The following is a 12,187-nucleotide window of genomic DNA, read 5'->3' as shown; positions in this document are numbered from 1 at the left end:
GCCGACCTTGGTCGGCACTTCGCTCGCGGGACGCGCCCCTTACCCCAGATCCCCCAACCGTGCCTGCAATGCCGCAATCGCGGCCAGGCCGGCCGTTTCCGTGCGCAGGATGCGCGGCCCCAGCTGCAGACCCTGGAAACCGGCCTGGGCCAGCTGATCGCGGTCACGCGGCGACCAGCCGCCTTCGGGCCCGATGGCGATCACCACGCCCCCCGCCGGTGCGGCCTGCAGCGTGGACAGGCGGTGGCTGCCCAGCGGGTCCAAGGTCAAGCGCAGGGTGTCGGCCGGCAACGCTGCCGTTGCCTGTGCCAGCGACAGGGGGGTGCCCACCCCCGGAATGCGCGCACGCCCGGACTGGCCACAGGCCGAGGTCACCACGTTGTTCCAGTGCGCCACGCGCTTTTCCGCGCGGGCGGCGTCCAGCTTCACCTCGGTACGCTCGGCATTGACCGGCACGATCGCGGCCACGCCCAGTTCGGTGGCCTTCTGCAGGATCAGGTCCATCTTCTCGCCGCGCGCCACGCCCTGCAGCAGGGTGATCGCCAGCGGCGATTCATTGCCGACGGCCTGCACGCTGTCGATGCGCACCTGCACCTCACGCTTGCCGGCCACGGTCAGCACGGCGCTGTAGTCGTGGCCATCGCCATTGAACAGCACGCAGGCATCGCCTTCGCGCAGGCGCATGACCCGTACTAGGTGGTTGGCGGTGTCTTCGGGCAGCGTCAGGGTCTGGCCGCTGTGCAGCGGCAGGTCGATGGGACAGCGGGTCACGCGCATGCAATTGCCTCGTCGATGGCTGCCAACGTGGTGTGGGCCAGCAGTTCCAGTTGTTCGTCGTCCACACAATACGGTGGCATCCAGTACAGCACATCGCCCAGCGGGCGCAGCACCACGCCGCGCTTCAGCGCCGCCTTGTAGGCGTGCAGGCCCAGCCGCAACGCCGGGTCGAACGGGGTGCGGCGATCGCCGTTGCGCGACAGTTCAAACGCCACCACCATGCCGGCCTGGCGTACGTCGGCCACGTGCGCGTGGTCGGCCAGCGGCGCGGCCAGGGTGCCCATCACCGAGGCGATGCCGCGGTTGCGCGCAATCACGTCCTCGTCGCGGAAGATATCCAGCGTGGCCAGCGCGGCGGCGCAAGCCAGCGGGTTGCCGGTATAACTGTGCGAGTGCAGGAACGCGCGCTCGCGCGACTCGTCCAGGAACGCGTCGTACAGCGCCTGCGTGGCCAGCACCGCGGCCAGCGGCAGGAAGCCGCCGGTCAGGCCCTTGGACAGGCACATCAGGTCGGGCATCACCCCGGCCTGTTCGCAGGCGAACAGAGTGCCGGTGCGGCCAAAGCCGGTGGCGATCTCATCGGCGATCATGAACGCACCGTGCGCGTCGCACAGCTCGCGCACCCGCTTCAGATACACCGGGTCGTACATGCGCATGCCGCCGGCGCACTGCAGGCGCGGTTCCAGGATCACCGCGCAGATTTCACCCGGGTGCTGGTCGAACAGCGTGGCCAGGCCGTCGGCGGCCTGCAGGGCGCGCTCAGCGGCGCTCTGCCCGGGTTCGGCCAGGTAGGCATCGGGCGAGGGCGCGAACAGGCCCTCGGCCAGCAGCGGCGCATACACGCGGCGGTACAGCGGGATATCGCCCAGCGCCAGTGCGCCCAGGGTTTCGCCGTGGTAGCCGTTCTCCAGCGCGATGAAACGCGTGCGCCGGCGCTCGCCGCGGTTCTGGAAATACTGGAAGGCCATCTTCAGCGCCACTTCCACCCCGGCCGAGCCGTTGTCGGCGAAGAACACCTTGGCCAGCGGGTCGCGACCGGCCTGGCGCGGCGCCAGTGCCAGCAGGCGCTCGGCCAGGGTGATCGCCGGTTCATGGCTGAACCCGGCCAGCATCACCTGTTCCAGCTGCCCGGCCTGGGCGGCAATGGCGCCGCCGATGCGCGGTTCGGCGTGACCGAACAGGTTTGTCCACCAGCTGCTGACCGCATCCAGGTAGCGGTTGCCATCGTGATCGATCAGCCAGGCACCCTGGCCGCGCGCGATCGGCACCAGCGGCAGGGTGTCCGGGTGCTCGCGCATCTGCGTGCAGGGGTGCCAGAGCACCTGCAGGTCGCGTTGCCGCCACTGCCGGGCCAGCGGGGAAGGGGTTGGGTCTGCTAGCATTTCGGGCTCATGAACATGTTGCTGCCTGCCCATTCTATCGGCCCCGGCGCGCGCGCCGCCCGCCGTGGAGAGTCCGAATGACCGATGACCGCGCCAGCCGTCGCCTGCCGATCATCCATCGGATCACCGACGAGGAAAACGGCCCGTTCCAGCGCCAGCACCTGGACCTGGAGTTTTCCAACGGCGAACACCGGCGCTTCGAGCGCCTGGTCAGCCGCGGCCATGGCGCGGTGGTGGTGGTTCCGATGCTGGATGACCAGACCGTACTGCTGGTGCGTGAATACGCCGCCGGCGTGCACCGGTACGAACTGGGCCTGGTGAAGGGCCGCATCGATGCGGGCGAAACCCCGGAACAGGCCGCCGACCGCGAACTGAAGGAAGAGGCCGGTTACGGTGCGCGGCGCGTGGACGTGCTGCGCGCGATGACCCTGGCGCCGACCTACATGAGCCACCAGTCGTGGCTGGTGGTGGCACGCGACCTGTACCCGGAAAAGCTGGCCGGTGATGAGCCCGAAGAGCTGGAAGTGGTGCCGTGGAAGCTGGCCGAGCTGGACCAGCTGATGCTGCGCGAAGACTTTTCCGAAGGCCGTTCGCTGGCCGCGCTGTTCATCGCGCGGCAGTGGCTGCAGGCGGCACGATGATCAAGCTGACCACCGAACTGCGCGAGACCGCCATCGCCATCGCCCAGGAAGCCGGGCAGGCGATCATGCAGGTCTACAGCAGCGGTTTCGACGTGACCCTGAAGGCCGACGACAGCCCGGTCACCGCGGCCGACCTGGCCGCCGACCGTGTCATCCAGCAGGGCCTGCGCCAGCTCACCCCGGATCTGCCGATCCTTTCCGAAGAATCGGCGCTGGTGCCCTGGGAACAACGCCAGCACTGGGGCGCCTACTGGCTGGTCGATCCGCTGGATGGCACCCGCGATTTCGTCAAGCGCAACGGCGAGTTCAGCGTCAACATCGCGCTGATCTACCAGGGTGCACCGGCGTTCGGCGTGGTGCAGGCGCCGGTCACCGGCATCGTCTGGCACGCCATGCGCGGTGAACTGGCCTACCGCCGCCAGGGCCTGCACGACACCGTGCTGCGCACGCGCAGCCCGGCCGCGACCCCGTTGCGGGTGGCGGCCAGCCGTTCGCACCGCTCGCCGGAAACCATCGCGCTGCTGCAGCGCATGGGCGACATCGAAACCGTGGTGCAGGGCTCGTCGCTGAAATTCTGCCGCATTGCCGAAGGCGGGCTCGACGTCTACCCGCGGCTGGGGCCCACCTCGGAATGGGACACCGCCGCCGGCCAGTGCGTGCTGCACGCGGCGGGCGGTGCCGTGCTGTCGGCGCGTACCGGCAAGCCCTTCCGCTACAACCGCCGCAGCACGCTGCTCAATGGCGATTTCATCGCCCTGGGCGACACCAGCCTGCCGTGGCGCGACTGGTTGACCGACTGAACCTGGAGGCTGCATGAGCGATACCCCCACCGCCGGCAGTGCCGCCAGCACCGAACTGGAGCGCCTGCTTGGCATCATGGCGCGCCTGCGCGATCCGCAGGGCGGCTGCCCGTGGGATCTGCAGCAGGATTTCAGCACCATTGCGCCGTACACCATCGAAGAGGCCTATGAAGTAGCCGATGCCATCGATCGTGGCGACTTCGATGATCTGTGCGATGAACTGGGCGACCTGCTGCTGCAGGTGGTGTTCCATGCGCGCATGGCCGAAGAGCAGGGCAGCTTCGCCTTCGCCGATGTCGCCCGCGCGATCAGTGACAAGATGCAGCGCCGCCACCCGCACGTATTCGCTGATGTGAACGTGGACGACGCCGATGGCGTGATGCGCAACTGGGACGCGATCAAGCGTGCCGAACGTGCGGCCAAGGGTGACCAGGATGGCTCGGCCCTGGCCGGCATCTCGCGCGGCCTGCCCGAATGGCAGCGTGCGGTGAAACTGCAGGCACGCGCCGCGCGCGTCGGCTTCGATTGGCCGGGCCCAATGCCGGTGCTGGACAAGGCCGCCGAGGAACTGCAGGAACTGCGCGAGGAGTTCGAACGCGGTGATGTTGCCGGCAACAAGGCTCGGCTGCAGGAGGAACTGGGCGACCTGCTGTTTGTCTGCGCCAACCTGGCCCGGCATGCCGAGATCGACCTGGGCGCGGCACTGCGTGGGGCCAACCACAAGTTCGAGCGCCGCTTCCGCGCCATGGAAGCGCAGGCCGAGGCACAGGGGGAAGCGCTGGCGGGGTTGGACCTGGATGCGCAGGAAGCCCTCTGGCAGCACGCCAAGGCCGCGGAAAAAGCGTGAAAACGCTGGGTCTGTTCCTGCTGACCGCGCTTGCCGAGATTGTCGGCTGCTATCTGCCGTGGCTGTGGCTGCGCAAGGGCGGCAGCGCATGGCTGCTGCTGCCGGCGGCGGCCAGCCTGGCCCTGTTCGCCTGGCTGCTGACCCTGCACCCCACCGCCAGCGGGCGCGTGTACGCCGCCTACGGTGGCGTGTACATCGGCACCGCGTTGTTCTGGCTGTGGCTGGTGGACGGCATCCGCCCCAGCCGCTGGGATCTGCTGGGCGCCGCCCTGTGCCTGGCCGGCATGGCCGTGATCATGTTCGGCCCGCGCGCCGCCGCCCCGTGAACGGTAGAGTCGAGCTTGCTCGACTGTTTTTGCTGCGGCCTCAAACCCTGCTCGGCCGCTTCTGCTCTTCCGTAGAGTCGAGCTTGCTCGACTGCTGGGAATTGTAGAGTCGAGCCATGCTCGACTGCTTTTGCTGGAAACAGTCGAGCAAGCTCGACTCTACCGAAGCCTGGAGGCAGTCGAGCATGGCTCGACTCTACAACAGCGCTTCAACGCTGAGCCTGGCAGCCCAGCATGCGCAGGTCGATCGCTTCGGCCATCCGCCGGTAGCCTTCATCATTGGGATGCAGGTGGTCGCGGGTGATGTCCGCCGGCAAGGCTTCCGGCGCCGCCGGGTCACGCAGCGCCGCATCGAAATCGACCACGCCATCGAAGCCGGTGTCCTTGCCACGCGCCCACTGGTTGATGGCCGTGCGTGTCGCTGCCGACACCGGCTCGTAGCGCTCGGAACCGCCAAAGGGGGTCAGCGTGCCCAACCATGCGCGGATGCCGTGCGCCTGCAGCCGCGCCGCCACCTGCCGGTAACCCAGCAGCATGTCCGCCGCGTTGCGCCCCGGCACGGGCTTGGCGCCCCCACCATTGCGGATGTCATTGATGCCTTCGAACAGGATCACCTGATCGGCATCGGCCACCGCGATCACGTCGCGATCCAGGCGCGACAGCGCGCTGTGGCTGCGGCCGTGGTCCAGCAGTTTGTTGCCGCTGATGCCCTGGTTCAGCACCACGAAACGGTCCGGGCAGGCCTGTTGCAAGCGCTCGCCCAGCCGCTCGGGCCATTGGTTGAACGAGCCGCGCCGGGCCGTGGCGCCTTCGGTGATCGAATCGCCAAGGGCCACGATCACCTGCGGGCGGTCAGCGCGTTGCACCTGCACGGCGGAAAACACGTTCTGCTGGTAACTCACCTTCACCGCATCGGCCACGCTGGCCTGCGGGCCATCCACCACCCGCACCACCGTGCGGCGCACGGCCGGCCGTGTCGGCTGCGGGAACCACGCGGTCACGCTGATTTCCTGCAGCGCGCCCAGCCGCAGCGGCAGCGGATCGCTCAACAGCGCTGCGCCCACCGGCACCTCGATCGCGCTGCTTCCATCCACCGTCACCGCCAGCGGCGCAGCCTTTCCACCCTTCAACTGCACGCGCACATCTTCCACGCGCAGCGGTGTGGTGCCCAGTTCATTGCTGATGCGCAGCCGCAGCGCATCGCCACGGCTGCCCACGCGCATGTCCTGGCGTACCGTCTGCGCGGCGAACTGCACCGGCGCCTCGGCCGTGCCGTCCTTGCGGTCCGGTGCCGGTGACGCGGTCCAGGCGGTCACCCAGACCGGTGCGGCCTGGGCGACGGGGGCGGCCACGGCAGCGCCGAGAGCCAGCGAAAGCAGGGTGATCCAGCGCTGCATGGGAAGGGTCCGCTCAGGTCAGGAGAAGTAAGTGCCGCCGTTTACATCCAGGTTCGCACCGGTGATGAAGGCCGCTGCGTCCGAGGCCAGGAACACCGCCGCATCCGCCGCCTCTTCCGGCACGCCCTGGCGGCGCAGCGGGGTCGCACCGGCGACCGCCGTGCGCACTTCCGGCTTGGTGAATTCATCGTGGAAGCGGGTGGCGATCATGCCGCAGCACAGTGCATTCACGCGGATGCCCTTCGGCCCCAGTTCCTTGGCCATGGCGCGGGTGAAGGTCATCACCGCGGCCTTGGCGGTGGCATAGATCGAAGCACCCGGGCCGCCGCCATCGCGCCCTGCCTGCGAGGCAAAATTCACGATGGCCGCGCCATCGCCCATGTGCGGCACCACCGCGTGGGTGGTCAGGTAGGTGGAGGTGAGGTTCAGGTCCATCACGGTGTGGAAGAACGCCGGATCGATGTCGGCCAGCGGGCGGCGCTGCACCATGCCGCCGGCCACGTTCACCAGCAGGTCGATGCGCTCACCGAACGCGGCCTGGGTGGCGGCCACCAGGCCGGCCACGGCAGCGGCGTCGGTCACGTCGGCGCGGTGCACGATGGCCTGGCCACCGGCGGCCTGGATGGCGGCCAGCGTGTCCTGCGCGCTGGCTTCGTCGTTGGCGTAGTTGATGCACACGCGGGCACCGGCGGCGGCCAGCTTGATCGAGACGGCGCGACCGATATCACGGCCACCACCGGTGACGATGGCCACCTTGTCCTTGAACGACATGCGGGAAACTCCTTGGTTTGCGGGGGAATGAAAAACGTGGGCTCAACGGCCGGGGCGGTCGAGCTTGTGGATCGGCCCGGTCCACCACCACAGCGCGGCCAGCGACAGCGGCACCAGGGCGGCGACAAGAATGAAAATGGGCGCGTAGGAATGACGGGTCAGCACCGGCACCAGCCAGGTGGTGATCAGGGTGCCGGCCACGGCGGCCAGCCCACCCAGGCCGGCCAGGGTGCCCACCGAACGACCGTCGAACAGATCGCCCGGCAGGGTCTGGATGTTGCCGATCGCCACCTGGAAGCCAAACAGCACTGCGGCAATGGCCAGCACCGCAAGCAGCGGCTGGTTGGCCAGCACCGCGCCCAGCAGGGCAGGGGCCATGATCACGCAGCCCAGCGAGATGGACAGCTTGCGCGCGCGGTCCACACTGTGCCCGGCACGGATCAGGCGCCCGGACAGCCAGCCACCGCTCAGGCTGCCCAGCATGGCGCCCACAAAAGGCACCCAGGCGAACAGGCCGATCTGCTTGATGTCGAAGCCGAACGTTTCGGCCAGGTAGATCGGCAGCCAGGAAACGAACAGCCACCAGATCGGGTCCAGCAGGAAGCGGCAGGCCAGCATGCCCCAGCTCTGCCGATGGGCAAGCAGCGCACGCACGCTCACCTTCGGCGCGGCCACTGCCTGCTGCCCGGCCTGGTCTTCCTGGATCAATCGGCGTTCGGCGTCGCTCACCCAGGGGTGCTTGTCCGGGCCGGCACGGTAGACGAACAGCCACGGCAGCAGCCACAGGAAGCCGATGGCACCGACCAGCACGAAGGTGCCGCGCCAGCCCAGCCACAGGTACAGGCCGGCGATGGCCGGTGCCGAGACAATCGCGCCTACCGACGCACCGGCGTTGAACACGCCCTGCGCCAGCGCCCGTTCGCGGGCCGGAAACCATTCCGCATTGGCTTTCACCGCGCCCGGCCATGCACCGGCCTCGCTGATGCCCAGCATCGCCCGCACCAGGCTGAAGGACAGGATCGAATGGGTGACCGCATGCAGGGCGATGGAGATCGACCACACGCTGATCGACAGGGCAAAACCCAGCCGCGTACCGATCATGTCGAACAGGCGGCCGAACAGGAACTGGCCGGCCGCGTAGAACAGCATGAACACGGTCACCAGCAGCGCGTAGTCATCCTTGGTCGCGCCCACCTCCTTGGCGATCTCCGGCCACATCACCGCCAGGGCGTTGCGGTCGATGTAGTTGATCACCGTGGCCACGGCAATCAGGCCGACGATCAGCCAGCGCACCGCCGAACGCACCGGCACCCTGCGCAGGGTGGATACCACCGCCGGGCCATTCATCGCGCGTCACCCTTGCTGCGGTCCATGCGCGCGTGGCTGCCGCTCCAGCGGTAGACGTGGCCATCAACGGTCACGCTGTGCTCGCCCTTGGCGGTGCTGTCGTCGGCCACGCCCAGGGCGATGCGGGCGCCGCTGGCCAGCCGCAGTTCGATCACCTCGGCATCGCTGCCACGGCTGCGCACGATGTCCTTGATGCGGCTGTCGGCGCCGTGCACGTATTCGGCGGTGCCGTTGTACTCGCCATGCGGCTCCAGCACGCTGTAGAAGGTCACGTCCTTCTGCCCTTCCACGCGCTGCAGCAGGGCCGGTTCGCGGCGCAGGTTGAACTCCGGATCGTTGGCGCCGCTTTCCACCAGCAGGGCCTGTGCAGGCGCGCTGCTGCCGAAGCGGTAAGTGTAGAAGCGCCCATCCAGCAGCCAGGCCAGCGTGCGCGGTTCACTGCCGGGCTTGCTGCGCGCATCCAGCCACAGGTGCTGGTAGCCGTTGTCGCTGCCCAGCACCGGGCGCTGCGCCGGGAAATGCTCGGCCTCGAAGCCGGTGGTGACGATGTGGCCGTTGAAGTGCAGCGGCAGGTCGTAGCGCGCGGCCTTGTTACCGTGCACCTGCAGCAGGTCCAGCACCACCGGCAGGCCCAGTTGGGGGTGGCGCAGCAGCGCCTGGGTGCGGGTGAACACCACGCCGGGGTAAGCATCGCGCATGCTGGCCGAGGCCACCTGGGTATCGGCGTCGGCCTGGAAGAAGCGCACCTGCGGCGCATGTTCTTCGCCGCGCTTCCAGTCGCCCTTGAAGTGGCTGGTCTCGTTCACCACCAGGGTGTTGTGGGCGACCGTCTGCTTGGCCCAGCTGCGGTTTTCGGCCAGGTAGATGCCGCCGCGCTTGGCTTCCACGTTCAGGAAGCGGGCCGCGCCGTAGTCGGTCACCACCGGGTTGCCGTTGTCGTAGAACAGCCAGTTGAGCTTGTCGAAATGCCCATGGCCCATGCCCTGCATGGTGTCCTTCTGCACCAGCGCCTGGCCGCGTTCACCGTTCATGCGCAGGATCGCCAGGCCACCGCGGTCGCCGGCCGGGCCATCGCGCAGCAGCATGGGGCGGAAGTCGAAGGGCTTGGCCTTGTTGGCCGCCAAGGCCTGCGCCACCTGCAGGCCCTCGGGCGAAAGCAGCAGCCGTTTCTGTTTCTGCGCTACCGACAACAGGCGATCATCGCCGCTGCGCGCATAGGCAATGCCGATGCCGGCCACCAGTTCTTCGGTGTCGATGCCCTTGTCCAGGATCGCATCGTTGATCGGGAAGAACAGGCCGTCATAGCTGGTCTGCACCAGCACATCCACCGCCTTCAGCAGCACGCCATCGCGGCGCTGGAAGATCTTCCGCTGCGGTTCGTTGCGCTCGATGGCATTGGCGAACAGCAGGAATGGTGCCAGGGCATAGCGCTGGTAGTACGGGCCTTCTTCGTAATAGCCATCGGGCGAGAACAGCAGGTCGACCTGCCGCAGGAAGCCGAACTGGTCATTCTTCTGGCTGCCGCGCAGCGACTTCTCCACCAGTTCCTGGTCACGCAGCACATAGCCGGTCATGCCGGTGGCCGCGACCGCCCAGGTCGCATGGTTGTGGATCTGGTCGTAGTTCTTCGGCTCGCTCACCAGGAATTCGGCCATCGGCCGGAACACCTGTGATTCGATGGTCTGGCGGTCGGCGGCGGGCAGCGCATCGCGGATCGCGTCGTAGCCCTGGATCGCGTTCACCAGCCACACCGAATCGTTCAGCACCTGCCAGAACACGCGGCCGGGAATCTGTCCGCGGCCTTCGGGGTGCGGGCCCAGGGTGGGGTAGAGCGTGGCGTACTGCAGCAGCATGTCGCGCGCGTAGTCGACATAGGCCTTGTCACCGGTCAGCCGGTACAGCGTGCCGGCCGCCAGCAGCGCCTGGTAATTGCGCTTGTGCTGTTCGTGGGTGCGGCCGCCGCCCTTGTCCTTCGGCACCGGCACGTCGATGCCGGCCTTCATCATCTTCTTCAGCGATTTTTCCGCACGCGCCTGCTCCTTGGCGAACCAGGGGTAACGGCTGCCCTCGCTGGCCATCTGCTGCCACTGCGCAGCGGTTACCAGCACCGGTGCGGTGTCGGCTTGGCGTGCGGCGGGCGCCGGTGCCGCCTGCAGCGGCAGGGCCGGCAACACGGCGGCGGGCAGGGCCAGGGCCAGGGAAACGAACAGCGGCTGCAACCTCATCGATCAACTCCGGTGTTGGTGCGTGACAGGGCAACCTCGCCCACCTTGGGGTACCAGTCCACCCCGGTTGCTTCGCGCGCGGTCATCGTCAGTGCCGGCTCGGCACCCACGGCCGGCAGGGCAGGGCTGGGCGCCCACAGGCCGCTGGCGGCCTGTTGCAGGGTGACGGTGGCGCTGGCCACCCCGCCGGGAAACACCGTGCTGGCCTGCGGTGACTGCACGTTGCCGGCGAAGGTGATGCCCGCCAGCGAACTGGCGGCGGTGGGGGGATTTTTGCTGTTGCGGTTGACAATCAGGTTGGCGCTGAAGCGGCTGTTGCTGGCGGCCACGTCCAGGCCCTTGGCCGGATCGTGGCCGACGCCGAAGCTGATCCGGGCCACATCCACGAAGGTGTTGCGGCTGATCGTGGCGTTCACTACCGGCGCGTAGCCGGACAGTGGCGGGTTGGCCTGCGCGTCCATCACCGCCAGCGCGGCGCGGTTGCTGGAACCGGCCAGGCGCTCGAAGTAGTTGTTGCTGATGGTCTGGTCGGCGTTGATCACGCGCACGCCGCCGGTGCCGGCCTTGTCATCGCCCAGGAACACGTTGTCCAGCACCCGGTTGCCGTTGCCATGGCGCAGGGTGAGCGCACCGGCCGAACGGTAGAACACGTTGCCGCGATAGGTATTGCCACCGGACTTGTTGCTGATGATCTCGGTTTCGCCGTCGCAGCCTTCGAACCAGTTGTTCTCGATGCTGCTGTTGGAATCGCTCAGCGAGGTATCGCTGGTGCCCACGCGTATCGTCTCGCCGCCGTTCACGCCCAGCGCCGGACGCGGCCCGAACCAGGTGTGGTCGATGCGGTGCTGGTTGTCCAGGCCCTGGGTGGCATCGCGCACCACCACCACGGTCGGGCCGGCATTGGTCTTGCCGCGCAACTGGCTGTGGTCCAGGCGGTTGTGGCTGCCGTACAGCGATACCCAGTAGTCCTGGTCGCTGGCATCGGGGTTGCTGTAATCGTCGATCACCAGCCCGGTCACCCGGCTGTGGGTGGCCACGGCCTTGCTCGATTCGCGGAAGGCCACCACCGAATCCCCGGGGGTGTAGCCATCGCGGAACACCAGGTTGGACACCTGCAGGTAGCTGCCCGCCAGGCGAAGGTCGGAGCGGCCACTCAGGATCACCTTGCCCGGGGTCTGCGCGCGCAGCACGATCGGCGCCGCCGCCGTGCCCTGTCCTTTCAGCAACAACCGGGTATCGGTCCAGGTGCCATCGGCCAGCACGATCTCGTCACCGGGCTGCAGGGCGGCGGCCGCGGTGGTGAACTCGGCGGCGTCGTGCACCAGCCAGCTCGCGGCCTGCGCCGAAAAAGTGGACAGGCACATTGCCAGTCCAGTGGTCAGGCAGGAAACCGAAAATGGTTGGGAGCGGCGGTGCGGTAGCGATAAGAGGCGCATGCGAACCTTCCAGGGACAGTGTGAGTGTCGTTTCGGGGCGGGTGTGTATACCACTTCGAGGTCTTTTGTAAGCCAGCTTTCGCGCAAAGTCATGCTGCATCAGCACATAAGTTTGCCGTGAATTGGTCTGAAGCAAAGGTATTAATAAAAACCCAGTCCAATTGGTTGACAACTTGCCATCGGCGTGCCGAAGCTGCGTCCCACGCCTGCCATCCAGGCGATCCTTTGGGAGGAGGAG

At 67.8% G+C, this 12,187-nt stretch carries 11 protein-coding genes; 4 read left to right on the top strand and 7 right to left on the bottom strand.

Translation table 11 applies throughout. The features are described from left to right. Nucleotides 1–39: 39 nt before the first annotated feature. The gene (locus tag C1932_RS14860) at nt 40–777 is read right to left on the bottom strand and encodes a 16S rRNA (uracil(1498)-N(3))-methyltransferase (RefSeq protein WP_108762682.1); all 738 of its coding nucleotides are present in this window, start codon (nt 775–777) and stop codon (nt 40–42) included. Then, nucleotides 768–2,159 (bottom strand): adenosylmethionine--8-amino-7-oxononanoate transaminase, encoded by a 1,392-nt coding sequence (gene bioA / locus C1932_RS14855; protein ID WP_234412162.1) that lies wholly within the window; start codon nt 2,157–2,159, stop codon nt 768–770. The genes C1932_RS14860 and bioA overlap by 10 nt, the downstream gene beginning before the upstream one ends. A gap of 77 nt (nt 2,160–2,236) precedes the next feature. Here bioA and nudE point away from each other — a divergent pair, with 77 nt between their 5' ends. Genes nudE through C1932_RS14835 form a run of 4 tightly spaced genes read left to right on the top strand, consistent with a single transcriptional unit; the run spans nt 2,237 to nt 4,773 of the window. Further along, on the top strand, nt 2,237–2,800 hold the full coding sequence (gene nudE, locus C1932_RS14850; RefSeq protein WP_108750809.1) for an ADP compounds hydrolase NudE: 564 nt from the start codon (nt 2,237–2,239) through the stop codon (nt 2,798–2,800). Then, entirely contained in the window at nt 2,797–3,600 is an 804-nt protein-coding gene (gene cysQ / locus C1932_RS14845; protein WP_108750808.1) for a 3'(2'),5'-bisphosphate nucleotidase CysQ, read from the top strand. Before nudE ends, cysQ begins: the two co-directional genes overlap by 4 nt. Before the next feature lie 13 nt (nt 3,601–3,613). Next, a complete protein-coding gene (mazG, locus tag C1932_RS14840; protein WP_108762680.1) occupies nt 3,614–4,447 on the top strand; it encodes a nucleoside triphosphate pyrophosphohydrolase in 834 nt (277 codons plus the stop codon). Next, the gene (locus C1932_RS14835; protein WP_108756940.1) at nt 4,444–4,773 is read left to right on the top strand and encodes a YnfA family protein; all 330 of its coding nucleotides are present in this window, start codon (nt 4,444–4,446) and stop codon (nt 4,771–4,773) included. Before mazG ends, C1932_RS14835 begins: the two co-directional genes overlap by 4 nt. A gap of 209 nt (nt 4,774–4,982) precedes the next feature. On the opposite strand, the gene C1932_RS14830 is transcribed toward C1932_RS14835, so the two are convergent. From C1932_RS14830 to C1932_RS14810, 5 genes are read right to left on the bottom strand one after another with little or no spacing between them, the layout of a single operon-like run. Then, nucleotides 4,983–6,170, bottom strand: coding sequence for a GDSL-type esterase/lipase family protein (locus C1932_RS14830; RefSeq protein WP_108762679.1), 1,188 nt, complete (start codon nt 6,168–6,170; stop codon nt 4,983–4,985). A gap of 18 nt (nt 6,171–6,188) precedes the next feature. Beyond that, nucleotides 6,189–6,941 (bottom strand): glucose 1-dehydrogenase, encoded by a 753-nt coding sequence (locus C1932_RS14825; RefSeq protein WP_108762678.1) that lies wholly within the window; start codon nt 6,939–6,941, stop codon nt 6,189–6,191. A 42-nt stretch (nt 6,942–6,983) separates the two neighbouring features. Continuing rightward, the gene (locus C1932_RS14820; protein ID WP_108762677.1) at nt 6,984–8,288 is read right to left on the bottom strand and encodes an MFS transporter; all 1,305 of its coding nucleotides are present in this window, start codon (nt 8,286–8,288) and stop codon (nt 6,984–6,986) included. Further along, complete coding sequence (locus C1932_RS14815) at nt 8,285–10,513, bottom strand: oligoalginate lyase (RefSeq protein ID WP_108762676.1); 2,229 nt, start codon at nt 10,511–10,513, stop codon at nt 8,285–8,287. Before C1932_RS14815 ends, C1932_RS14820 begins: the two co-directional genes overlap by 4 nt. Then, a complete protein-coding gene (locus C1932_RS14810; protein WP_234412160.1) occupies nt 10,510–11,877 on the bottom strand; it encodes a polysaccharide lyase 6 family protein in 1,368 nt (455 codons plus the stop codon). Before C1932_RS14810 ends, C1932_RS14815 begins: the two co-directional genes overlap by 4 nt. Between the last annotated feature and the right edge of the window lie 310 nt (nt 11,878–12,187).

This window comes from Stenotrophomonas sp. YAU14D1_LEIMI4_1, assembly GCF_003086815.1.
GTDB lineage: Bacteria > Pseudomonadota > Gammaproteobacteria > Xanthomonadales > Xanthomonadaceae > Stenotrophomonas.
This window is presented reverse-complemented; position numbering and strand designations above follow the sequence as displayed.